The sequence below is a fragment of the Streptacidiphilus sp. EB103A genome (assembly GCF_041261405.1).
Taxonomy (GTDB): domain Bacteria; phylum Actinomycetota; class Actinomycetes; order Streptomycetales; family Streptomycetaceae; genus Streptacidiphilus.
Map to the genome: position 1 here is coordinate 218,688 of NZ_JBGCAQ010000017.1, position 22,696 is coordinate 241,383.

Consider the following 22,696-nt stretch of genomic DNA (forward strand, 5'->3'; position numbering starts at 1 on the left):
GGCCAGCGTGACCACCGCAGCCAGACCGCCGGGTCCCGGCAGCGCTCCCAGCCCTGACGCGCCCCTCAGCCCCGGGCGACGGGACGGCGCGGGGGGACACCAGGGGGTGGCCGCGGCCTTCGCCGGGCTGCCCCGAGTCGTGGACCTGCTCGCCGCCCGTGCCGAGGAGCACGACCGCGACGCCGGCTTCCCCTACCAGGGCATAGAGGCGGTGCACGACGCCGGGCTGCTCACGCTGACCGTGTCCGAACGCCACGGCGGCCCCGGCGCCGGCCTGGCCGACACGGTGCGGGCGCTGACGGAGCTCGGCCGGGGAGACCCCTCGGTGGCCCTGGTCACCGCGCTCACCCTGCTGGTGCACGCCCGGCAGGCCCGTACCTCGCAGTGGCCCGAGGCGGTCTACGCCGATCTGCTCGCCGACTCCGTTCGCGGCCCCGCCCTGGTCGGCGTGCTCGGTCCGGCCGACGGGCCCGGTCAGGGCGTGACCGCCCGCCGCGGCGACGGCTGCTGGCTGCTGACGGGCTGTGAGCCCGGGGTGGCCGGCGCCGAGGCCCTGGCCTGGATGGTGGTCACCGCCCGCACCGACGAGGAGCAGCCGCGGGACGGCCTCTTCCTGGTCCAGGGCGACACCCCGGGCGTTCAGGTCGAGCCGACCTGGGACCAGCTGGGGCTGCGCGCCACCGCCAGCCACGACGTCGTCTTCGAGGCGGTGGAGGTGGGCGACGACGCGGTCGTGCGCCTCGGCGCCCGCAGCGGTGACAGCGAGGACGACGAGCCGCTCGACCGCGCCTGGACCGACCTGGCCCTGCCCGCCGTCTACCTCGGGGTCGCCCGCGCGGCCCGTAGCTGGCTGGTCCGCGCGCTGCGTCCGGTGCTCCTCGAAGGCCGGTTCCAGGACGCCCAGCTCGAAGCGGCCGTCGGCAGCATCGAGGTCGAGCTGACCACCGCCGAGGAACTGCTGCTCGCCCTGGCGCGAGGCGTCGACGAGGGCTCGCCCGACGCACTGCGCCGTACCGCCGCCGGCCGGATCGTCGCCACCCGTGCGGCCGTGTCGGTGGTGGAGCAGGCCGTGGCCCTCAGCGGCAGCGCCGGGCTGAGCCGGGCCCACCCCCTGGAGCGGCACTTCCGCGATGTGCTGCACGCCCGGGGCCACGGACGGCGCGAGCACGAGCTGCTCGCCGAGGCCGGGCGGCAGGCGCTGCAGGGCCGCTGACGGCGGGCCTGCTGACGGCGGGCTTACTGACGCAGCCTCAGCGGGTCCCCACCGCGGCCCGCACCGCGCGCCGCGCCAGCGCCGCGTCCTCGTGCAGTCGGCGGATCAGTATCCGCTGCTCCTCGCCGGCCCCCGGCACATCGTGCAGCCGCAGCTCGCGCATGAGCACCAGGATCAGGTTCACCAGGAAGGCGTCCCTGGGCAGCGTCCCCGACGACTGCGCCACCTGGCTGATCTGCCGCCGCGCGGCGCTGTCCCCGGAGAGCACGGTCCACAGCACCGCCAGGTCGTAGCCGGGCAGGTACCAGCCGGCCTGCTCCCAGTCGACCAGCACCGGGCCCGAGGGCGCCAGCAGGACGTTGGTGAGCAGCGCGTCCCCATGGCAGAACTGCGGTGCGGTGTGGGCGAGTCCATGCAGCAGGTGCTGCAGATCGCCCGCGTCCCGGTCGGTCAGCAGGCCCAGCGCGTGGTAGCGGGCGATCTCGCGGGGGTAGTCCAGCGGCGCCTGGAAGGAACCGGCCGGCGGGCGCCACAGGTTCAGTGAGCGCACCGAGCCGAGGATCGCGCGGACCTCCCCGGGCGACGGGGTGTTGCAGGGGTGCCGCTCGTAGGCGGCCGGCCGCCCCGGAACCCGCTCCATCAGCAGTACGCAGCGGTCCGAGTCGGCCGCGACGAGTTTGGGCAGCCGGGCCGGCGGGCGGTGCCGGACGAAGGTGCGGTAGGCCGCGACCTCGTGCCGCAGGCGTTCCGCCGCCTCCCGCGCGGACCGGGTGGCCTCCCGTCCGGCGGGGGTGGGGGTCAGGCACTTGGCGACCACCGGGGTGCGTCCGGCGGTGCCGACCACCAGGACATGGTGTTCGTCCTCCCGCAGCAGTTGCCGGGGGACGAAGGCGGGGCATATCCGCGAGACGCCGGCCAGCGCGGCGCGCAGCGCCGGTGACTGCTCGGCGGGGTTGTCCAGCCTCGGCGCTCCACCGGCGGCCGGACGGGGAGCCACCATGCGGCGCGGCCCGACCGGGGCCAGGGCGCGTTCACGGGTGCGTGGATCGGAGCCGATGGCCGGACGGTGGCGCGGCTGGGTGACCCGGGTGGTGGTGGGCCCTACGGGGGCGGGGGAGATCGAGGGTGAGTACATGGGTGGTTCCGGGTCCCTTCCTGGCGGGCTGCCGCCGGCGGGCCGGACGGCCCACCGCGATCACTTCTCGTACCGGGACGTTGCGGGCGTTCCGGCACTGCGAGGCACTGCTGCGGAGGTACTGCTGAGGTACTGCCGTGCTGCGGGGCGGCGCGGGCGCAGGCCCCGAACCGTGACCGCCGTGGACCGCGCACCCTGGGGAGTGCGTGGTCCCGAACGGCCCCTGCGCGGAGCACTTCTGTCCGCGCCACCCCTTGCGCCACTCCCTTGCCCGGCGGTCCCCCGGGCAACTTCTGCCCGGTGGTCACGGGTTGGGGTGGCGCATGTCTACATGACACCCGACGACTCATGGCGCATCAGGTTGCGCACCCTGGCGAACCCTGGCGAATGCTCGCCTGGCACATGACGCACGGATAGCCTCGAAAGTGCCGAGGAACCTGGGGGCTTGACGTGAGCAGAGGCACCAACACCCGATTCGCAGACCTGTTCGCCCTGACCGGATGGTCGAAGGGGGAACTGGCGCGACTGGTCAACCGGCGCGGCGCGGCGGCCGGACAGCAACAGCTGTCCACCGACACCTCGCGGGTCCGGCGCTGGATCGAACGCGGGGAGATCCCGCGCGACCCGGTGCCGAGGGTGCTGGCGGCGCTGTTCACCGAGCGGCTCGGACGTGTTGTCACCACTGAGGACCTCGGGTTCCAGCGACAGCGGCATACCGGTTCGGGCGGCTTGGCGCAGGCCTCGTCGGACGTCCCCTCCCCGTACCCGCAGCCGGAGCGCACAGCCGAGGACCTCACCGAGTTCACGGGAATGGACCTCATGCTCAACCGACGCGGATTGATGAGTGCGAGCACCGCACTCCTGGCGGGCGCCGCCATCGCGGGCCCGCTCCACGACTGGATGGCCGGCTCCGACTCGGCCGTGGCCGCCGACGGCCCCACGTCGGGCGCGATACTGCGCAGCCCGATGGCCGCCGCCCTACCGGCGAGCGACTTCTACGAAGCAGGCCCGGTGGGCCTGGACGAGGTGGAGGCGCTGGAGGCCTCCGTCACGGTGTTCCGGGCCTGGGACGCCTCGCGCGGCGGCGGTCTGCAGCGCAAGGCCGTGGTCGGCCAGCTCAACGAGGTCGGCGGGATGCTGACCTTCCATCACCCCGAGCCGCTCGCACGGCGGTTGTGGGCGGTCGCGGCCAACCTCTCGGTGCTGGCCGGCTGGATGTCCCACGACGTCGGCCTGGAACCGACCGCACAGCGCTACTTCGTGATGGCCGCCCGCTCGGCCCGGGAGGCCGGCGACAAGCCGCGGGCCGGCGAGGCGCTGTCCCGGGCCGCCCGGCAGATGGTCCACCTCAACCGCCCCGGCGACGCGCTGGACCTGATGCGGGTCGCCGAGACCGGCAGCGGTGAGCACAACCTGCCCAGGACCAGGGCCATGCTGCGGACCGTGGAGGCCTGGGCGCACGCCTCGATGGGGCACTCCCAGGCCACCAGGCGCACCCTCGGCGAGGCCGAGGACCTGTTCGCCCAGGACCACAACGACCCCGGTCCCAGCTGGCTGCAGTTCTTCGACCGCGCGGACCTGCACGGCATGGAGGCGCTCACCTACCGCACCCTCGCCGCCCACGACCCCAGCGTCGCCCAGCTGGCCCAGTACCACGCCAAGCAGGCGCTGGAACTGCGCGGCGAGGGCCGTGACCGGTCCAAGCTCTTCGACTACCTCTCGATGGCCTCGGCTTGCTACATCGCCGGCCGCCCCGAGGAGGCCAACATCTACGCCAAGCAGGCGCTCGACTCCACCAGGGAGATGTCCTCGCTGCGCACCTGGGACCGGCTGAAGGGGATGTACGAGCTCACCGGGCGCTACGAACAGATCGACGAGGTCAGGGAACTGCGCGCGGAGATCCGCAAGTCGGTCCCGGCCTCCCTGCGGAGCCGCCCGCAGCCGATCTGACAGCCCCACGCACAGCCTTTCGGGGGCCCACCCGCCCCCGGAACGCAACTGGCCAGTGTCCTCCCAGGTGAGACCAGGCCTGGGAAAGGTGCAGAGGAAGGCGCTCGAACGGTACGATTTCGTGCCTCCTGCGAGCGGGAACCAGGGATTCCCGCCTCGTGGGCGACACGACTGCCCGCCATAGCAGACCCGTACCGCTTCGTGCCAGACCCCCAATCACGAAATTCCTTTGCCACCAGGACCGCCGCACCGGATGCTGACCTCATGTTCGAGCCCGCGATAGCGCCCAGCGCCTCCCTTCTCGGCCTGCTTCAGCGGGGCCGGGGGGACGGCACCCTGCACGCTCTGGCGGCCGAGCGTTCCGACGCTCTCGCCGCCCTTGAGGAGTGCGTCACCAGCGACCCCCGCCGCGACTGGCAGGTCGAGAACCGCTCCCTCTACTACGCACGCCTGTTCATGGAGCTGGAGGCCCCGCTCCAGCGCCTTGAGGACCATCTGTTCTGCGCCGAGGACCTGCTCGACGACGAGGAGTCACGCACCGGGCTCACCCTCGCCGTCCTCGGCCGGCTGGCCGGCTACGGCCGCCACGACGCCCTGCTGCTGCTGCGCCGCTATGCCGCCGACGGCAGCAACTGGGCCTGGGCCCTGGACGAACTGGCCGTACGGGAGGACGACGCCGCGCTGGCGGCCCTCGCCGGTCCGGTGCTGGCCCGCTTCCCCGAAGGTCCCGAGGGCGACGCCGCCCTGCGCGCCACCGTCCGCGACGCCTACGAACCCCGGCCCTGGCACCTGTGGGCGCCGACCCACCCGAGAGTGGCGGCCGCCACCGAGCAGGCCCCTTTCGACCTGTGGCAGCGCCAGCTCGACCGCCCCGGCACCACCCCCGCCTGGAGCACTCCGGCGGTACTGGCCTGGGCCGACGCGGCCTCGACCGCAGGCAGCGCAGTCTCCCCCGAGCAGTTCGAACGCCGGGTGGGCGCCGCTGTCCGCTGCCTGGCCGCCGTCGCCGGGCCCGAGGACGGCCCGCTGCTGCGCCGGACCGCCCGGGACGGCCAGGACGGCGCTCGCTGCGCGGCCCTGCGGCACCTGGCCGACCATGACGACGAGTCCGCCCCCGACCTGCTGGAACTGGCCGCCGCCGACATCTCCCGGCAGACCGCCGACTATGCGCTCGCCACCCTGTGCCGGGTGCGCACCCCGCGCTTCCTGGCCCGGGCCCGGGTCTGGGCCGCCGATCCCGAGGGCGGCCCGCTGGCCGACGCCTCGGCCCGGCTGCTGGCCTGCGCCGGCGGAGCCGGTGACGCCGCGGCCGTGGTGGCCGCGCTGCACCGCTGGATCTACCGCAGGGGCGCCGACGGCGACGGCCTGTCCGTCCTGGTGGAGGGCGTCGGGCGGCTGACGGCCGCCACCGGGGTCACCGCCCTGCGCCATGTCTACGCCGAGACCAGCTGCTCGCAGCTGCGCGGCAGCGCCGCACGCAGCCTCGCCGCCGTCGATCCCTGCTTCCCGACCGGAGCCGCGGTCGAGTGCCTCTGGGACTGCGAGGAGTCCACCCGCGAGCTCGCCGCCCGGCATGTGCTCACCAAGGGTGACGGCCGGGTGCTGGACCGGCTCCGCCGCCTCGCCGCGGATCCGGGCGAGGAGGCCGAGGTCCACGCCGCCGTCAGGGGCCGACTCAGTGGCGGCTGACCCCCGCTGCCCGGGATCCGCCCAGGGTCGGAGATGAGCGTTCGGTAGTCGTTCGTTCACTCGACAGACGGACGTGGCCGTGAGCACGTGTGGCGTCGGGATAACCCAGACATGCGTGTCGCCATCGTCACAGAATCCTTCCCGCCGGACATCAACGGCGTCGCCCACTCCGTCCTGCGCACCGCCGAGCACCTGGTACGGCGCGGCCACCAGCCCCTGGTGATCGCGCCCGCCCCGGCCGTGCCGCTCAACGCCCCCGACCCCTGCCCCGTGGTGCGCGTCCCAGCGCTCCCGCTGCCCGGCTACCCCCAGGTGCGGCTGGCCCTGCCGAGCCGTCGGCTGGAGCAGCTGATAGCCGGGCACCGCCCCGACATCGTCCACCTGGCCAGCCCCTTCGTCCTCGGCGCCCGGGCCATGGCTGCCGCCGACCGGCTCGGCATCCCCGCCGTCGCCGTCTACCAGACCGACCTGGCCGGCTACGCCAGGGCCTACCGGGCCGGCAGCGGTCTCGGCGAGGCCGCCGCCTGGCGGCGGATCCGCGCCGTCCACGGCGCGGCCGCCCGCACTCTGGCCCCGTCCACCCCGGCCGCCCAGGACCTCACCGCGCACGGCGTGCCCCGGGTGCGGCTCTGGCCGCGCGGCGTGGACTCCGTACGCTTCCACCCCCGGCACCGAGACCAGGCACTGCACAGCACCCTCGCCCCCGAGGGCGAGGTCCTGGTCGGCTACGTCGGACGGCTGGCCCCGGAGAAGCGGGTGGACCTGCTCAGCGGGGTCTGCGCGTTGCCGGGCGTGAAGCTGGTGGTGGTGGGGGAGGGGCCGAGCGAACCCGCGCTGCGGCAGACGCTGCCCGGGGCCGTGTTCCTGGGGCGGCGCGAGGGCGACGAACTCGCCGCAGTCTTCGCCTCGCTGGACGTCTTCGTCCACACCGGGCCGATGGAGACCTTCTGCCAGACCATCCAGGAGGCCATGGCCAGCGGCGTCGCCGTGGTCGGCCCCGCCGTCGGCGGACCGCTCGACCTGGTGGCCCACCGCCGCACCGGCCTGCTGGTGCAGCCCAGGGACGTGCGCGCGGTCACCGAGGCCGTCGCGGCGCTGGCCGCCGACCCGGCGCTGCGCGAGCGCTACGGCGCCCAGGCACGCCGCGAGGTGGCCGACCGCACCTGGGAGTCGGTCGGCGACCAGCTGCTCGACCACTACCAGGAGGTCCTGACCCCAGCGGCAGCGACAGCGGCGGCTACGGTCACAGCCACGGCCGCAGTCGTCGGGCCGGCCGCCGCCGCGCTCGGCGCGGTCCCGCAGCGGGGCGGTGTCGCGGCATGAGCCTGCGGATCGTACGCCTCGCCAACTTCGTCACCCCGGTCTCCGGGGGCCTGCGCACCGCGCTGCACCACCTGGGCGCGGGCTACCTCGCCGCCGGGCACCGTCCGGTGCTGGTGATCCCCGGTCCCGTTCATGGCGACGAGGAGACCGACCAGGGCCGGGTGATCACCCTGCCCGGGCGCCGGGTCCCGGGCATGGGCGGCTACCGGGTGCTGCTCGACCGGCCCGCCCTGGCCGACCTGCTGGCCGTGCTGCGCCCGGACCGGCTGGAGGTCTCCGACCGCAGCACACTGCGCTGGACCGGCGGCTGGGCCCGACGCCACGGGGTGCCGGCCGCGATGGTCTCCCACGAGAGCCTGGACGGGCTGCTGCGGGCCTGGGGCCTGGGGGAGTCCACGGCCCGCCGGGCCGCCGACCGGCTGAACCGGGGGACGGCGCGCGACTACAGCGCCGTCATCTGCACCACTGACTGGGCCGCCGCCGAGTTCCACCGGATCGGCGCCCGCAACGTGGTCCGCACCCCCCTGGGCGTCGACCTGGAACGCTGCCACCCCCGGCAGCGCAACGCGGCGGCGCGCAACCACTACGCACGCCCCGGCGAGGTGCTGCTGGTGCTCTGCTCGCGGCTCTCGCCGGAGAAGCGCCCCGAGCGCGCCCTGGACGCCGTCGCCGAACTGCGCCGCCGCGGCGTGCCGGCCGTGCTGGTGGTGGCGGGCGAGGGCCCGCTGCGCGCCCGGATGGAGGCGCGGGTGAGGACGGAACGGCTGCCGGTGCGGATGGTCGGCCACATCGGCTCCGCCGACGCCCTGGCGGCCCTGCTCGCCAGCGCCGACGCGGTGCTGGCGCCGGGGCCGATCGAGACCTTCGGCCTGGCCGCCCTGGAAGCGCTGGCCTGCGGCACCCCGGTCGTGGTCAGCGCCTCCTCCGCGCTGCCGCAGATCGTCGGCGACGCCGGCGAGACCGCGGCCGACACCGGCCCCGGCTTCGCGGACGCCGTGCAGCGACTGCTGGCCCGGCCCGAGGCCGACCGGCGGTCCCGGGCCCGCGACCGGGCCGAGCAGTACGGCTGGGACCGGGCCGTCGCCGGTTTCCTCGCCGCCCACCGGATACCGCAGCCCGTCCGAGGAGTCATGGCATGACGCTGCTCAGGGTCGCCGCGCTCGGCGACTCCCTCACCGAAGGCCTCGGCGACCCCGCGCCCGGCGGCGGCTGGCGCGGCTGGGCCGCCCTGCTCGCGGCCGGTCTCGCGCCGCTGGCCGAGGCCGTCGACCTGCACAACCTCGCCGTCAGCGGTGCCAGGGCCGCCGACGTGGCCCGCATCCAGCTCCCCACCGCGCTGGCGCACCGACCGCATCTCGCCTCCGTCCTGGTCGGCGCCAACGACACCCTGCGCGCCAGCTACGACATCGACGCGGTGACGGCCGACCTGGACGCCGTCATGGCCGAACTCAGTGCGGGCGGCACCGTGCTGCTCACCGCCTGCCTGCCGGACCCCGGCCGGCTGCTGCGCCTCCCCGGCCCGCTGGCCCGCCCGCTGGCGCGCCGGATGCGCAGCGTCAACGAGGTCGTCCACGCACTGAGCGAGCGCTATGCCGCCGTCCATGTCCACGCGGCCGAGGCCGACTGGATCGACGACCCGCGGATGTGGAGCGTGGACCGGCTGCACCCCAGCGAGCGGGGGCACCGCGCGCTGGCCCGCGAGTTCCACACCGTACTGGCGGCGCACGGTACGGCGGCGGGCCCCGCCCCGACACCGGAGCCCGAGAGCGCCGCACCGAGCCGGGCCGCCCAGACCTGGTGGATGGCCACCAAGGGCACCCGCTGGGTCGCCGAGCGCTGCACCGACCTCCTCCCCGACCTGCTCCGCCTGGCCGCGGCCGAAGCCAGGCAGCACGACCCTCGGGCCCTCGACCTCGCCGCCGCCCGCCGCACCGCGGCAGCCCTGGCCGCCGTGTCCGATTCCGACTCCAACCCTGCAAGAGGCCTGCGTGCTGTCAGCTGATCAACCGATCTCCGCCGCCCGGACACACAGCACGGCGGGCAGATGCTCCGTCAGCAACCGCCAGCTGTCACCCTCGTCCGCACTGCCGTAGACCTCGCCGTTGCGGTTGCCGAAGTAGACGCCGACGGGTTCGGCGTCGTCCAGGCAGAGCGCGTCGCGCAGCACCACCCCGTAGTGCGGCTCCTGCGGCAGTCCCTCGGACAGCGGCTCCCAAGTCTCTCCGGCGTCACGGGTGCGGTAGACCCGGCAGCGGTGCTCGGGCGGCAGTCTCTCGAAGTCGGCGACCAGCGGGAACACATAGACCGTGCCCGCCCGTCGCGGGTGCGCCGCGATGGCGAAGCCGAAGTCCGCCGGCAGATCGGCGTCGATCGGAGTCCAGTGTGCGCCGGAGTCGTCGCTGCGGTAGACGCCGCCGTGGTTCTGCAGGTACAGCCGGGACGGATCGCCGGCGTCCACCGCGATCTTGTGCACGCACTGCCCGAACTCCGGGTTGCGGTCCGGCTGGAACCGCGCCTCCACCCCGGTGTTCGACGGCGCCCAGCTCTCCCCGCCGTCCGCCGAGCGGTAGACGCCGCCGGTCGACACCGCGACGGTGAGCTGCCGGGGGTCCTCCCGGTCGACCAGGACCGTGTGCATCCCCTGGCCGCCGAAGCCGGCACCCCAGTCCTTGCGCTGCGGATGTTTCCACAGGCTCTCCACCAGCGAGAACGACTCGCCCCTGTCCTCGGACCGGAACAGCGCCGCCGGCTCGGTGCCGGCGTAGACGACGGTCGGCTGGTCCGCGCCGGCCGGCTGGAGCTGCCACACCCGCTCCAGTGAGGTCCCGGTCGACTTGGGGAAGCTCACTGCGGGCTGCTTGGGCTCCTGCCAGGTCGCGCCCAGGTCGTCGGAGTGGAACACCGAGGGGCCCCAGTGGCTGCTGTCGGCGCCGACCAGGATCCTCGGCCTACCGCCCCTGCGGTCGATGGCCACCGAATACACGCCCTGCATCGGGAAGTGCGGCTGCTCGTTCCACTCCCAGGCGTCGCGATCCCGGCTGCGTCCCAGGAACAGCCCCTTGGCGGTACCGACCGCCAGCACTACCTCACCCATGGCGGACTCCTTCGTCCTCGCCGGTCAGTTCGATAGGCAGCAGTCTTCTCGGATTGCGAGCGGTTGTCGTGTCGTCGGGCGCTTGTTCACCGCATTGAGCGAGTGAATCGAACGGGCGTTCCAGGAACTGCCTGTGCGGCCGCCGTCAGATCGGCCGCCGGGACGACGCCCAGGACCGGATAACCCCCGGTCGTGGGGTGGTCGGCCAGGAACACCACCGGCAGCCCGTCCGGCGGTACCTGCACCGCGCCGAGCACCATCCCCTCGCTCGGCAGTTCGCCACGGCCCGGCAGGCGTTCGAGCGTGGGTCCGACCAGCCGCAGCCCGACCCGGTTGGACGCGGAGGAGACCGTCCAGCGTCCGGCGTCCAGGGTCCGAAGCGCCACCGGGGTGAACCAGTCCGCGCGCGGCCCGAGGTCCAGTCGCAGCAGGAGTTCGCGCGGGGGTGCGGGCAGCGGCAGCGGGTCGATCCAGCAGGGCGGACCGGCTGGCGGGCCCACCGGCAGCAGCTGCCCGGCGGCCAGCGGCGGCGGTCCCAGCCCGGCCAGCAGATCCGCCGACCGGCTGCCCAGCACCGGCGGCACGGCGAAGCCGCCGGCCACCGCCAGGTAGCAGCGCAGCCCGCTGGTCGGCGCGCCGACCGCGAGCACCGCCCCGGCCGGCACCGGCACCGGAGCGCCCCAGGCCACCGCGCTGCCGTCGACCCGCACCGGTGCGGGGGCGCCGACGACCGCGGCCAGCAGTGGCTCCAGGGCCCGCAGTGCGACCCCGCCGAGGGTGGCCTCCAGCACCGCCGCGTCCGGGGCGTTGCCGACCAGCCGGTTGGCCAGCCGGCGCGCGTCCGGATCGAGCGCCCCGGCGCGCGGCACCCCGAGCGCGGCCACGCCGACGCGCCCGCCGTCCTGAACCGTCGTCAGCGGGCCCGGCCGGACCACCTCCATCCCCCTCACGTCTGTGCCCTCATGTCTGCTCCACGAACCGCACCCGGGTGCCCGGCAGCAGCAGCGCCGCAGGGTCGCGCCCCAGGTCCCAGACCGGAAGCTCGGTGCGCCCGAGCAGTTGCCAGCCACCTGGCGAGGCGCTGGGGTAGACCCCGGTGTAGCCGCCGGCCAGCGCCACCGAGCCGGCCGGGACCCGGGTCCGCGGCGTGTCCCGCCGCGGAACGGCGTACCGCTCGGGCAACCCGGTCAGATAGGCGAAACCGGGCGCGAAACCGCAGAAGGCCACCCGGTACTCGCCACCGCTGTGGATCCGCACCGCCTCGGCTGCGGACACCCCCCACAGCGCCGCGACCTCCGCCAGGTCCTCCCCGTCGTAGCGGGTCGGCACGGTGACCACGGCACCCTCCGGCGGCGCCGACGGCTGCGGCTGCCACCCCTCGAACTGAGCGGCGACCAGCTCCGGCCGGGCCAGTCCGTCCAGCAGCACGGTCCGCGCGGCCGGCACGATCTCGGCCACCTCGCCCAGCCGCCCGTCCGCCTGACGGTCGATCAACTCCCGGTGCAGCGATGCCACCTCCGCGTCACTGTCGACCTCCAGCAGCAGCGCCGACCGCCCCGCCGCCAGGATCCGCACGCTCATACGAATGCCTCCACGCCCACCCCGGCGGCGACCAGCGCCTCCCGCACCCGCAGCGCCAGCGCCGCGGCTCCGGGGGTGTCCCCGTGCACGCACAGCGAACCGGCCCGCACCGTGATCAGGCTGCCGTCCGCCGCGACCACCTCCCCGTCCCGGGCCATCCGCACCGCCCGGGCGACCACCGCGTCCGGGTCGTGCAGCACCGCCCCGGGCTCGGTCCGCGGCAGCAGCGTTCCCTGCGCCGTGTAGGCCCGGTCCGCGAAAGCCTCGGCGACCACCGGCAGTCCGGCGGCCTCCGCCGCCGCCAGCAGTGCCGAGCCGGGCAGTCCGAGCACCGGCAGCGCCCGCCCGTCCGCCCGCCGGTGGGCCAGCAGCGCGTCCACCACCGCGCCCGCCTGCTCCTGGTCCCACACCACCCGGTTGTAGAGCGCGCCGTGCGGCTTCAGATAGGCCACCGCCGTCCCGGCCGACCGGGCGAACAGGTCCAGGGCGCCCAGCTGGTAGACGATCTCGTCGGCCAGCTCCCGGCGCGGCACCTCCATCGACCGCCGCCCGAAGCCGGCCAGGTCCCGGTAGGAGACCTGTGCCCCGATCCGCACCCCGCGCTCGGCCGCCAGTTCGCACACCCGACGGATCGTCGAAGGGTCGCCCGCATGGAAGCCGCAGGCGACGTTCGCACTGGTGACCACGGTCAGCAGGGCCTCGTCGTCGGTCAGCGTCCAGCGCCCGAAGCCCTCGCCCAGGTCAGCGTTGAGATCGATGGTCACCATGGCACCAGATCCTAGGGGGCGCCCGCGTGTGCAAGGTCACACAATTGCCCGCATTCCGTGGCGTTTCGGAGCTTGTCAGTGCCACCCCCTAACCTTGTCGATCGTGACCACATCCGCCGACCCCAGCACCCGCGTCTCGCTGGGCCCAGCCGCCGACGAGGGGCTGGCCCGGCGGCTCCGTGCGCTCGCATGCACCGCCCCGCTGCACGACCTGGACAGCCGCAAGGCCAACCTGGCGGGCGAGTACGCGGTCTACGGCATGGCCGAGGTGGCGCTGTCCGCGATCGACCTGGTCACCCTGCAGATGGATTTCGACACCGGCGCCGACCGCGACCAGGTGCTGGCCCGGCTCCAGCCCCGGGTCGCCGCGCAGGCCCCGCAGCGCCCCTGGACCGAGCACGAGCGGGTCGCCCGCTGGGTGCTGGAGTCGCTGATCAACGTCGGCAGCGTGGACCGGGGCTTCCGTGCCGTCTACGGCACCTTCGCGCCCGACGGCTCCTACGTCCGCCGCGACTACGACTTCAAACTGATCGAGGAGGTCCCCGGCCCGGACGGCGGGGTCTACCTGCGCACCACCGACGAGGCCGTCAACGTCCTGGTCGGCGCCCTGGACACGGACGTCACCAGCGCCCAGATCGCCGCCGAGGTCAAGCTGGAGGTGCTGATCAGCCGGGGCCGGCTGGCGGACGCCCAGCTCGCCGCCGAGCAGGCCCGCTACCGCACCGTCCAGTTCGCCGAGACGCTGCGCCGCGCGCTGGAGGCGACCCGCCGCAACGTCCGTGCCGTGGACTGGATGGAGACGGTCCCGGACCTTATCCACGAGGCCCTGGAGCACATCGCCGACCGCTACCGGCACGAGAACGCGATCCTCACCAACATCCGCCGGGCCCGCGACGAGTCCGAGGACCCTGAGCACAAGCGCCGCGCCGCCGAGCTGGTCCACATCGTCAAGGACTGCATCCGCCGCCACACCCAGCTGCAGACCCGGCTGCTCGAAGCCGGCCCGCTGTTCCGCGCCGAGCAGGACCGCCAGGCCTTCGCCGCCCCCACCGCACGGTCCGGCCTGGACCTCTACGGGCAGCTGCTCGCCCCGCTGCTGCGGCTGCCGCTGGAGCACGCCCTCCGGGTCACCGACGCCTTCTTCGGCAGCGCCATAGGGCTGCGTACCCCGGTCTCGGTCCGGGTCACCGACCTGGTCGAGGTGCTGCTCACCCCGCCGGTCGAGCGCGAGCACCTGGGCGCCGAGCTGCCCGAGCCCGACCTGCTGGACACCCCGGACGACAGCCGCTTCTCCGAGGCCCAGCTCGACGCAGCCCACGTCCTGCTGGACCTCCCGCCCGACGCGCCGCGGCGGCTGTCCGGGCTGCTCGCCGAGGCCCGCCGCAGCGATCCCGAACTGCCCTACCTGGTCGCCCTGCTGGCCGTGCACGCGGCCAGCCCCTCGGTCGGGACGGCCTACCGGCAGGGCGAGGAGCGACTGCTGTTCGCCGTGGACGACGGCACCCGCCTGGACGACCCGGAGTTCGGCGGCGCCGACCTGGTCGTCGGCAGCGCCCTGCTCGATGCGGCCGGAATGGCCGCTGAACGAGCCGAGGCCTCAGCACCGACCGAGCCCCCGGCCAGGGCCCTCGTCCCGGCCGGCCGGAAGCCGCACCACCTGGAGTCCCGCCCATGACCAGCTATGACGAGCACGCCACGACCGGGGACGGCGCCGGGGCCCCGCCCGCGATCACCCCCGGCGACGTCGCCGACGCATCGCGCCTGGTCTCCTTCGGCCTCCAGCCGAAACTGCTGCCCGCCCGCGACGCGGAGTACGGCGAGCTGGTCCGCCGCTACCGCGACGACCCCGGTTTCGCCCGCCTCGCCGACGCCGTGGCCACCGGCCTCGGCCTGATCGTGCTGGAGGTCTCGCCCCGGGCCGGGATGGCGGTGGCCGCCTCCGAGGACTCGGTGTTCGCGGTACGCCTCGGCGAGTACTCCCGCCGCGCGGCCTCCGAGTCCACCGACCGCTTCCTGCACGGCCTGGCGCACCTCGCCGTCGCCGCCCTGGCCTTTCCGCGCCCGGAGGACCTGGCCGACGACGGCTACCTCGGCCGGATCACCGTCAACGGCGTGGACGCCTTCGTCCGCCAGGTCTGCCGCCGGCTGGAGGAGCAGGGCGAGACCGAGGGCGCCAACACCGACCCGGTCAGCGACGCCCCCGGCCTGGAGGCCGCCTGGCGGGTGTACGCGCGGCGCAGCGCGACCGGGGCCACCAAGGACGCCCGCCGGCTCTCCGGCTCCACCATCGGCATCGTCGGCAAGGCGATGTCCTTCATGGTCGACACCGGCTTCCTGCAGAAGACCTCGGACGACGCCGGCGGCACCTTCCGCACCACCGCCCGCTACCAGCTCCAGGTCCGCGACCTGGCCGGCAGCGCCGCGATGGCGGAACTGCTGGCCCTGGGCGTGGTCCCGATCAGCGACGGCAGCGCCAGCCTGCTGCCGCCCGACCCCACCGAGGAACTGGTCGCCGACGCCGGCCTCCCGTTCCACTCCTCCTGACGCACCGTCCCTATCAGCCCCCACCAGCACGGAGACCTGACACCCCATGTACGAGCTGAACCGGGTCCGCCTGTACTCCATCGGCCCCGCCGGTGCGCGGTACGCCGACACCGTGCTCGACCTGAGCGGTGTCGGCGAGCCGGTGCCAGACCCGGTCCCCAGCCAGCCCGGCTTCTTCGACGAGGAGCAGAGCGGTCCCCCGCGTCGCCCGGCCCCGGCCGGCGTGCTCTTCCTGGAGAACGGCGGCGGCAAGTCGGTGCTGCTGAAGCTGATCTTCTCGGTGATGCTGCCGGGCCACCGCAACACCCTGGGCGGCGCCAGCTCCGGCGTGCTGCGCAAGTTCCTGCTCGCCGACGACTGCGGCCATGTCGCCCTGGAGTGGCAGCACACCCTCACCGGCGAGACCGTGGTGGTCGGCAAGGTCAGCGAGTGGCGCGGCCGCCAGGTCTCCACCGACCCGCGCAAGTTCGCCGAGGCCTGGTACTCCTTCCGCCCGGGCCCCGGCCTCAGCCTGGACGGCCTCCCGGTCGCCGAGCGCACCACTTTCCTCCCCGCCCCGGGCCAGGAAGCGCCCAAAGTGAGCGCCAAGGGCCGCCGTCGCACCATGAAGGGCTTCCGCGACGCCCTCACCGAGGCGGGCAAGGCCGACCCGACCCTCGACCTGGTCTGGGAAGAGGGCCACGACCGCTGGATCGAACATCTGGGCGGCCTCGGGCTCGACCCCGAACTCTTCCGCTACCAGCGCGAGATGAACGCCGACGAGGGCGAGGCGGCCGGCCTGTTCGCGGTGAAGAACGACGCCGACTTCACCGACCTGCTGCTGCGCGCCGTCACCGACACCCGCGACACCGACGGCCTGGCCGACCTGGTGCACGGCTTCGCCAACAAGCTCGGCCGCCGCGCCGAGCTGACCGCCGAACGCGACTTCACCGCGGGCTCGCTGGACCTGCTGCGCCGGATCGCCGAGACGGCCACAGCGCGTGAGTCGGTCCGCGAGACCCACCGCTCCGCCGAGCGCCGCACCCGCCGCCTGGCCCGTACCCTGGCCGCCCGCGCCGCCGCTGAGCGGGACCAGGTCCGCGAGTTGGCCGAGCAGGTCGCCGAGGCTGCCGCCGCAGTCGCCGACGCCGAGGACGGCCGCACCCGGCAGTCGCTGATCACCGCCGAGCTGACCCACCGTCATGCCAGCCTCGCGCTGGCCGCCGCCACCGGCACCGCCGCCGGGCTGCGCAAGGAGTTGCTGGACGCCAGGACCCTGCACTCCGCCTGGCAGGCAACGGAACTGGTACTCCGTCACCGCGCTGCCGCGGACCGTTCGGCCCGGATGTCGGCCGCCATCCGCGAGGCCGAACGCGACGCCGCTCCCGCCCTGGCCGCCCGTACCCGCGCCGCCCGGGCCCTGGTCGGCGCGCTGGAGACGGCCGCCGCTGCGGCCGAGGCCCAGGCGGACAGCGAGGAGCAGCGCGCCGGCGCGCTCCAGGCCGAGGGCGAGACCGCCCGCCGCGACGCCACGGCCGCCACCACCGCCGCCCAGAAGGGCCGCAGCGAGAGCGAGCACCTGCGCCAGCGCCTCGCCGAGGTCGAGCAGGAGACCCAGGCCGCGGTCCGCTCCGGCTGGATCGACTCCGCCAACGCCGCCCCGGACGCTGAAGCCATCGACCCGGCCCGCGCCGCCCTGGAGGCGTCCGACGCCGAGCAGGACGCCACCGCCGCCTGGGACCAGGCCCGTGCCCTCGCCGACCAGGCCGCCGCCCGGGCCCGCGAGGCCGCGGCCAGGGGGGCCAGGGCCGAGCTGGCCGCCGCCCGCGCCAGCGACGCCCTGGCCGGCGCGGAGGCGGCCCTGGCCGCCGAGCAGGACGCCGCCGCCCAGCTCGCCGCCCAGCCCCGCGCAGCCGAACTCCTCGGGGTCCGGCCCGGCGAGCTGACCCCCGAGGCGCTGGACCGCTCCGCCGACAGCCTGCGCGAGCTGTTGGACGACTCGGTCACCGCCGCCGAGCGCACTCTGTTCGAGCTGAGGACGGCGGCCGCCGCCGACTCCCGGGTCCTGGCCGCACTGGGCGACGGCGGACTGCTGCCGCCAGGGCCGGACGTGCTGGCCACCGTCGAGTACCTCGGCGAGCACGGCGTCCCCGCCCTCCCCGGCTGGCGCTATCTGGCCCAGTCGGTGGACCCGGCCGACCACGACCGGATCCTCGACGCCCGCCCGCAGCTGGTCGACGGCGTCATCGTCACCGACCCGGCCGCGCTGGAACGCGCCCGGGAGACTCTGGCCGCAGCCGCCCTGCTGCCCCGCTCCGCCGTCGCCGTCGGCACCGCGGCCGCCCTGCTCGCCCCCGTTACCGCGGTTACGACGGGCCTGTTCCTGGTCCCGCCGAACCCGGCCATGCACGACGAGAACGCCGCCGACGACGAGCGCCGCCAGCTCCGCGACCGGGCCACCGCCAGGGACGAGCAGATCCGTGCCCTGGCCGCCAGGCTCGGCGCGGACCGCCTGGTCAGCGGCCGTCTCGCGTCCTGGCGCGCCCGGTGCCCCGACGTCCACCTCGCCGCGCTGGCCGACGCCTCCGAGGCAGCTCGCAGCGCACGGGAACTGGCCGGCGCCGAGCTCGCCTCGGCCCGCGCCGAGCAGCAGGACGCCGAAGCCGACCTGCAGCAGGCCTCCCGGCTGCGCGACGAGCGCGGCGAGGCCGCTCAGCAGGCCCGCCGCCGCGCCGACGCCCTGGCCGGGCTCGCCTTCCGGCTGCGCGAGCGCACCGGATGGACCGGACGGCTGCGCGAACTGGCCGACGAGACCGCGCAGGCCGAGCAGCGCCAGCAGCTCTGCACCGAGCGGGCCCAGGCCGCCGACGAGGACCGTCGCGCCGCCCAGCGCGCCGCCGACGACGCCCGCCGCACCGTCCGCGCCCTGCGCGCCGAGCGCGCCGAACTGCCCACCGCCGAGGACACCGAGGCTGACCCTGAGTCAGCCGACCTGGCGTCAGCGGACGCGTCGCCCGCCTCTCTTCCGGCCCTGCGCGAGGCCCACCGCGCCGCCTCCCAGCTCTACGACCAGGTCGGCGTCGGCGCCGACCTGCGCGCCGAGCAGGCCCGCGCCGAGGGCGACGAGTCCGCCGCCCGCACGGAGCTGGACCGCCTCACCAACAAGGTCCGGCTCCGCGCCGAGGAACTGCTCACCACCCCCGACGGCGCCGACGCCCCGGGCCGCCAGGCCGCCGCCGCGCGCGCCGAAGATCTCGTGCAGACCATCGAGGGCCGCGCCTCCGCCGCCAGCGAGCAGCTCGGCCGGCTGCGCGGCGAGGCCGAGCGCAGCGCCCCGCTCACCGGGGACGCCCACACCGAGCTGCCCGACGAGCTGATCCCCACCGACACCGGGCACGCCCAGGCGCTGCTCCGCGCCGCCACCGCCGAGCTGGCCGGACGTACCGACCTGCTCACCGCCGCCCGCTCGGCCCACAACGAGCTCCAGCGCTCGCTGGAGGCCACCCAGCACGCGGCCGTCGAATTCGACGAGTCCGCGGCCCAACTCCGGGACGGCCTGCGGGAACCGGCCGCGGCCGCCCACGAGGGCGAGGACGAGACACCGCCGCCCTTCCCCGGCACCCTGGCCGAGGCCCGCCAGTCCGCCGCCGACAGCCGCCGCTCGCTGCGGGCGGCCGTCGCCGATCTGGCCGCGTCCGACCTCGCCGTCCGCGACGCCTCCGACACACTGGTCCGGCACGCCAACTCCACCCGCTACGAGGCCGTCCGCACCCCCGCCCGCCAGCAGATCCGCGAACTCCCGGCCGCCGCCCTGCCCGAGCACGCCGCCGCCTGGGCCGTCGCGTTCGCGCCCCGACTGCGGGTCCTCAGCGACGAGTTGGAGCAGCTGGAACGCAACCGCGACAGCATCGTCGACCGGCTGCGCGGCCTGGTCGAGACCTCCCTCGCCACCCTGCGCGCCGCCCAGCGGCTGTCCCGGCTGCCCGAGGGGCTGGGGGAGTGGTCGGGCCAGGAGTTCCTCCGGATCCGCTTCGAGGACCCGGACCACGCCGTGCTCGCCGAACGCCTCGGCGAGGTCATCGACGAGGCCACCCGCGCCGCCGTCCGCCGCACCGGCGCGGCGAGCGGCACCAGCGACTGGGGCCGCAGGGACGGGATGTCGCTGCTGCTGCGCGGCGTCCACGCGGCGGTCGAACCCAAGGGCGTGGCCGTGGAGATCCTCAAGCCGGACGCGGTCCTGCGCGCCGAACGCGTCTCGGTCAGCCAGATGTCGGACGTCTTCTCCGGCGGCCAGCTGCTCACCGCCGCCATCGCGCTCTACTGCACCATGGCCGCGCTGCGCGCCAACGACCGCGGTCAGGCCCGGCTGGCCCACGCCGGCACCTTGTTCCTGGACAACCCGATCGGCCGCGCCAACGCCACCTATCTGATCGAGCTCCAGCGCGCCGTGGCCTCCGCCCTTGGCGTCCAACTCCTGTACACCACGGGCCTGTTGGACGCCAATGCGCTGGCGGAGTTCCCGCTGATCATCCGGCTGCGCAATGACGCCGACTTGCGTGCCGGCCTCAAGTACATCTCCGTCGAGGAGCATCTGCGGCCCGGGCTGCCGGAGATCGACCCCGAGGAGGCCGACATCCACGGCGCCGTCACCGCGACCCGGATGTTCCGCAGGCCGGCGGAGGTCACTGCCTGACCATCCGTCAATTCAGGCCGCGAATTCAGGCCGCCGTCAGATCAGGGCCGCTCCGGTCAGAGCTGCCGCCGCGTGGCCCTGCGGCGCTGGACGTCGGCCGTCAGGGCGATGCCGGCGTCCAGCAGGAACCAGGTCGTCACGAAGATCCCCACGGCGGTGACGATCAGCGCCAGCGGGGTGAAGACGGCATGCACGGCCGAGCCGACCATCGTGAAGCCCAGTGCGTTCAGCGTGCATCCGGCGGCGACCAGCAGCCGCGCCCGAGCCTTGCGCGACCTGTCCGATACCCGACCCGCCACCCCAGCCCCCACGCGCTTCACCGACCACCGACAGAGTCCTGCCCAGCGCAGCGGGGCTCATGCCCCGCCCGGGACCGAGTCCTCGTCGATCCACCCCTTAGTACGCTCCACGGCCTTCAACCAGTTGCGCTGCTCGCGCGCCCGGATCTCCCGGTCCATCCGGGGCGTCCACTCCGCACCGCGGTGCCAGTTGGCCCGCAGCGCGTCCAGGTCCGGCCAGAACCCCACCGCGAGCCCGGCCGCGTAGGCCGCGCCCAGCGCCGTGGTCTCCGCCACCAGCGGCCGCTCCACCGGTGCGTCCAGGACATCCGAGATGATCTGCATCAGCAGGTCGTTGGCGGTCATCCCACCGTCCACCTTGAGTGAACTGAGGGTCACCCCGGAGTCCTTGGCCATGGCGTCGACGACCTCGCGGGTCTGCCAGGCCGTGGCCTCCAGCACCGCACGCGCCAGATGGCCCTTGTTCACATAGCCGGTCAGCCCGGTGATCACCCCTCGTGCGTCGGAGCGCCAGTAGGGTGCGAACAGCCCGGAGAAGGCCGGCACGATGTACGCGCCGCCGTTGTCCTGCACCGTCGAGGCCAGCTCCTCGATCTCGGCGGCGGTCGAGATGAGCCCCAACTGGTCGCGCAGCCACTGCACCAGCGACCCGGTGACCGCGATCGAGCCCTCCAGCGCGTACACCGGCTTCTGCGCGCCGATCCGGTAGCCGACCGTGGTCAGCAGCCCGTGATACGAGTTGACGGCCTTCTCGCCGGTGTTGAGCAGCAGGAACGTCCCGGTGCCGTAGGTGCTCTTGGCCTCGCCCTCGGTGAAGCAGGTCTGCCCGAACAGCGCCGCCTGCTGGTCCCCCAGCGCCGACGCCACCGGCACGCCCGCCAGTTCGCCCACCGCGTACCCGTACACCTCGGCGGAGGAGCGGATCTGCGGCAGCAGCGACGCCGGGACGGCGAAGGACTCCAGCAGCCGGTCGTCCCATTCCAGGGTGTGCAGGTTCATCAGCATGGTGCGGGAGGCGTTGGTCACGTCGGTGACGTGCACCCCGCCGTCGACGCCGCCGGTGAGGTTCCAGATCAGCCAGCTGTCCATGGTGCCGAACAGCAGCTCCCCGGCCTCGGCGCGCTCGCGCAGCCCGTCGACGTGGTCCAGCAGCCAGCGGATCTTCGGCCCGGAGAAGTAACTCGCCAGCGGCAGCCCGGTCTCCCGGCGGAAGCGGTCCTTGCCGACGTTGCGGCCCAGCTCCCGGCAGAGCGCCTCGGTCCTGGTGTCCTGCCAGACGATGGCGTTGTGCACGGGCTCACCGGTGCGGCGGTCCCACAGCAGGGTGGTCTCACGCTGGTTGGTGATCCCGATCGCGCTCAGCTCCTCCGGGCTGATGCCGGCCCGGCGCAGCGCCCCGGTGACCACCGAGCGCACCCGGGTCCAGATCTCCGCGGCATCGTGCTCGACCCAGCCGGGCCGGGGGAGGATCTGCCGGTGCTCCTGCTGCTCGACGGCCACGATCGAACCGTCCGCGTCGAAGACGATGCAGCGGCTCGACGTGGTGCCCTGGTCGATCGCGGCGATGTAGCGGCCCCGCGGTCGCTCCCCGGCGTCGGGAACGGCGGCGATGGCGGGGCGCGACTGTGGAGGCATGCAGAAGAGTCTGCCAGCCACCCCGGCCCGCCCTCCACCGCCGCGGCTCCGGCCCGGCGCGCCGTCAGGAGGCCAGCCGTGCCCCGCCGTCCACCGGCAGCACGATGCCGGTGGTGTAGGTGTTCTCCACCAGGAAGGCGATGGCGTGCGCCACCTCTTCGGGCCGCCCCGGCCGCCCGACCGGCGTCCCGGCGCAGGCACCGGTCAGCGCGCCGTCCCTGCCCTCCTCGGGGACCCAGTCCCACCAGGGAGTGTCGATGACACCGGGGGAGACCGCGTTCACCCGGCGCGGGGCCAGCTCCGCCGCCAGGATCCTGGAGGCCGCCTCCACACCCGCGTTCGAGGAGCCGAGTACGACCAGCCCGGCCGCGCTGAGCTGCGAGCTCACCGCACCGACCAGGGTCACCGACCCGTCCGCCCGCAGCGTCCCCAGTGCGGCCTTGACCGTCAGCAACTGTGGGATGAGCTTGCCCTCGCTGTGCCGGCGCAGCTCTGCGTCGGTCAGGTCCAGCAGCGAGGTGACTCCGCCCCTGGCCGTGAGGGTGACGACAAGGTGGTCGAACGGGCCCACCCCGGCGAAGAACGCAGTCAACTGCCCCTCGTCGGAGGCGTCCAGGGTCCGCCCCTCGACCTCCTCGCCGAGCACCTTCAGCGCAGCCTCCAGACGCTCGGCGTTCCGTCCGGCGACGACGACCCGGTAGCCCCGGTCCCGCAGCAGCTCGGCCGTGGCCAGGCCGATCCCGGAGGTCCCGCCGACGATCACAACACGTTCAGACATGGCGTCCGCTTCCTCT

At 74.7% G+C, this 22,696-nt stretch carries 16 protein-coding genes and 1 pseudogene; 9 read left to right on the forward strand and 8 right to left on the reverse strand.

Annotated features, from left to right (window positions below; genetic code table 11):
• Positions 1 to 7: 7 nt before the first annotated feature.
• Positions 8 to 1,213 carry an acyl-CoA dehydrogenase family protein gene (locus tag ABH941_RS27635; protein ID WP_370132239.1) on the forward strand — a complete coding sequence of 402 codons (1,206 nt, stop codon included), beginning with the start codon at positions 8 to 10 and terminating at the stop codon, positions 1,211 to 1,213.
• 37 nt (positions 1,214 to 1,250) lie between these two features.
• Here ABH941_RS27635 and ABH941_RS27640 read toward each other — a convergent pair whose 3' ends face one another.
• Positions 1,251 to 2,348 (reverse strand): aminoglycoside phosphotransferase family protein, encoded by a 1,098-nt coding sequence (locus ABH941_RS27640; protein WP_370132240.1) that lies wholly within the window; start codon positions 2,346 to 2,348, stop codon positions 1,251 to 1,253.
• A gap of 450 nt (positions 2,349 to 2,798) precedes the next feature.
• On the opposite strand from ABH941_RS27640, the gene ABH941_RS27645 reads away from it, so the two are divergent.
• The 5 genes from ABH941_RS27645 (at position 2,799) to ABH941_RS27665 (ending at position 9,312) form a co-directional block, all read left to right on the forward strand.
• The gene (locus ABH941_RS27645) at positions 2,799 to 4,298 is read left to right on the forward strand and encodes a hypothetical protein (RefSeq protein ID WP_370132241.1); all 1,500 of its coding nucleotides are present in this window, start codon (positions 2,799 to 2,801) and stop codon (positions 4,296 to 4,298) included.
• A 264-nt stretch (positions 4,299 to 4,562) separates the two neighbouring features.
• Positions 4,563 to 5,987, forward strand: a complete 1,425-nt coding sequence (locus tag ABH941_RS27650) for a HEAT repeat domain-containing protein (protein ID WP_370132242.1) — start codon at positions 4,563 to 4,565, stop codon at positions 5,985 to 5,987.
• A gap of 111 nt (positions 5,988 to 6,098) precedes the next feature.
• Positions 6,099 to 7,310 carry a glycosyltransferase family 4 protein gene (locus tag ABH941_RS27655; RefSeq protein WP_370132243.1) on the forward strand — a complete coding sequence of 404 codons (1,212 nt, stop codon included), beginning with the start codon at positions 6,099 to 6,101 and terminating at the stop codon, positions 7,308 to 7,310.
• The gene (locus ABH941_RS27660; protein ID WP_370132244.1) at positions 7,307 to 8,449 is read left to right on the forward strand and encodes a glycosyltransferase; all 1,143 of its coding nucleotides are present in this window, start codon (positions 7,307 to 7,309) and stop codon (positions 8,447 to 8,449) included. Before ABH941_RS27655 ends, ABH941_RS27660 begins: the two co-directional genes overlap by 4 nt.
• Positions 8,446 to 9,312 (forward strand): SGNH/GDSL hydrolase family protein, encoded by an 867-nt coding sequence (locus tag ABH941_RS27665; RefSeq protein ID WP_370132245.1) that lies wholly within the window; start codon positions 8,446 to 8,448, stop codon positions 9,310 to 9,312. The genes ABH941_RS27660 and ABH941_RS27665 overlap by 4 nt, the downstream gene beginning before the upstream one ends.
• Here ABH941_RS27665 and ABH941_RS27670 read toward each other — a convergent pair whose 3' ends face one another.
• The 4 genes from ABH941_RS27670 to ABH941_RS27685 all read right to left on the reverse strand — a co-directional run bounded on the left by ABH941_RS27670 (position 9,313) and on the right by ABH941_RS27685 (position 12,752).
• Entirely contained in the window at positions 9,313 to 10,404 is a 1,092-nt protein-coding gene (locus ABH941_RS27670) for a WD40/YVTN/BNR-like repeat-containing protein (RefSeq protein ID WP_370132246.1), read from the reverse strand.
• A gap of 86 nt (positions 10,405 to 10,490) precedes the next feature.
• Entirely contained in the window at positions 10,491 to 11,345 is an 855-nt protein-coding gene (locus ABH941_RS27675; RefSeq protein ID WP_370132265.1) for a biotin-dependent carboxyltransferase family protein, read from the reverse strand.
• 19 nt (positions 11,346 to 11,364) lie between these two features.
• Complete coding sequence (locus ABH941_RS27680) at positions 11,365 to 11,985, reverse strand: allophanate hydrolase subunit 1 (protein ID WP_370132247.1); 621 nt, start codon at positions 11,983 to 11,985, stop codon at positions 11,365 to 11,367.
• On the reverse strand, positions 11,982 to 12,752 hold the full coding sequence (locus ABH941_RS27685) for a LamB/YcsF family protein (protein WP_370132248.1): 771 nt from the start codon (positions 12,750 to 12,752) through the stop codon (positions 11,982 to 11,984). Before ABH941_RS27685 ends, ABH941_RS27680 begins: the two co-directional genes overlap by 4 nt.
• Positions 12,753 to 12,846: 94 nt before the next feature.
• On the opposite strand from ABH941_RS27685, the pseudogene ABH941_RS27690 reads away from it, so the two are divergent.
• The 3 genes and pseudogenes from ABH941_RS27690 to ABH941_RS27700 form a co-directional block, all read left to right on the forward strand.
• Positions 12,847 to 14,352, forward strand: a pseudogene (locus ABH941_RS27690) (hypothetical protein); the annotation flags it as partial.
• 71 nt (positions 14,353 to 14,423) lie between these two features.
• A complete protein-coding gene (locus tag ABH941_RS27695; RefSeq protein WP_370132249.1) occupies positions 14,424 to 15,296 on the forward strand; it encodes a hypothetical protein in 873 nt (290 codons plus the stop codon).
• A 46-nt stretch (positions 15,297 to 15,342) separates the two neighbouring features.
• On the forward strand, positions 15,343 to 19,968 hold the full coding sequence (locus tag ABH941_RS27700) for a hypothetical protein (RefSeq protein ID WP_370132250.1): 4,626 nt from the start codon (positions 15,343 to 15,345) through the stop codon (positions 19,966 to 19,968).
• A 56-nt stretch (positions 19,969 to 20,024) separates the two neighbouring features.
• Here ABH941_RS27700 and ABH941_RS27705 read toward each other — a convergent pair whose 3' ends face one another.
• The 3 genes from ABH941_RS27705 to ABH941_RS27715 all read right to left on the reverse strand — a co-directional run bounded on the left by ABH941_RS27705 (position 20,025) and on the right by ABH941_RS27715 (position 22,680).
• Positions 20,025 to 20,267 (reverse strand): hypothetical protein, encoded by a 243-nt coding sequence (locus tag ABH941_RS27705; protein ID WP_370132251.1) that lies wholly within the window; start codon positions 20,265 to 20,267, stop codon positions 20,025 to 20,027.
• Between the two features lie 57 nt (positions 20,268 to 20,324).
• Complete coding sequence (glpK, locus tag ABH941_RS27710; RefSeq protein ID WP_370132252.1) at positions 20,325 to 21,902, reverse strand: glycerol kinase GlpK; 1,578 nt, start codon at positions 21,900 to 21,902, stop codon at positions 20,325 to 20,327.
• Between the two features lie 64 nt (positions 21,903 to 21,966).
• Positions 21,967 to 22,680, reverse strand: a complete 714-nt coding sequence (locus tag ABH941_RS27715) for an SDR family oxidoreductase (protein WP_370132253.1) — start codon at positions 22,678 to 22,680, stop codon at positions 21,967 to 21,969.
• Positions 22,681 to 22,696 lie beyond the last annotated feature (16 nt).

What these genes read in the sequence shown, in the direction of transcription:
- ABH941_RS27640 (WP_370132240.1), bottom strand. Translation starts at nt 2,348, where the DNA reads ATGTACTCACCCTCGATCTCCCCCGCCCCCGTAGGGCCCACCACCACC.
- ABH941_RS27650 (WP_370132242.1), top strand. Translation starts at nt 4,563, where the DNA reads ATGTTCGAGCCCGCGATAGCGCCCAGCGCCTCCCTTCTCGGCCTGCTT.
- ABH941_RS27655 (WP_370132243.1), top strand. Translation starts at nt 6,099, where the DNA reads ATGCGTGTCGCCATCGTCACAGAATCCTTCCCGCCGGACATCAACGGC.
- ABH941_RS27660 (WP_370132244.1), top strand. Translation starts at nt 7,307, where the DNA reads ATGAGCCTGCGGATCGTACGCCTCGCCAACTTCGTCACCCCGGTCTCC.
- ABH941_RS27665 (WP_370132245.1), top strand. Translation starts at nt 8,446, where the DNA reads ATGACGCTGCTCAGGGTCGCCGCGCTCGGCGACTCCCTCACCGAAGGC.
- ABH941_RS27670 (WP_370132246.1), bottom strand. Translation starts at nt 10,404, where the DNA reads ATGGGTGAGGTAGTGCTGGCGGTCGGTACCGCCAAGGGGCTGTTCCTG.
- ABH941_RS27675 (WP_370132265.1), bottom strand. Translation starts at nt 11,345, where the DNA reads ATGGAGGTGGTCCGGCCGGGCCCGCTGACGACGGTTCAGGACGGCGGG.
- ABH941_RS27680 (WP_370132247.1), bottom strand. Translation starts at nt 11,985, where the DNA reads ATGAGCGTGCGGATCCTGGCGGCGGGGCGGTCGGCGCTGCTGCTGGAG.
- ABH941_RS27685 (WP_370132248.1), bottom strand. Translation starts at nt 12,752, where the DNA reads ATGGTGACCATCGATCTCAACGCTGACCTGGGCGAGGGCTTCGGGCGC.
- ABH941_RS27695 (WP_370132249.1), top strand. Translation starts at nt 14,424, where the DNA reads ATGACCAGCTATGACGAGCACGCCACGACCGGGGACGGCGCCGGGGCC.
- ABH941_RS27700 (WP_370132250.1), top strand. Translation starts at nt 15,343, where the DNA reads ATGTACGAGCTGAACCGGGTCCGCCTGTACTCCATCGGCCCCGCCGGT.
- glpK (WP_370132252.1), bottom strand. Translation starts at nt 21,902, where the DNA reads ATGCCTCCACAGTCGCGCCCCGCCATCGCCGCCGTTCCCGACGCCGGG.
- ABH941_RS27715 (WP_370132253.1), bottom strand. Translation starts at nt 22,680, where the DNA reads ATGTCTGAACGTGTTGTGATCGTCGGCGGGACCTCCGGGATCGGCCTG.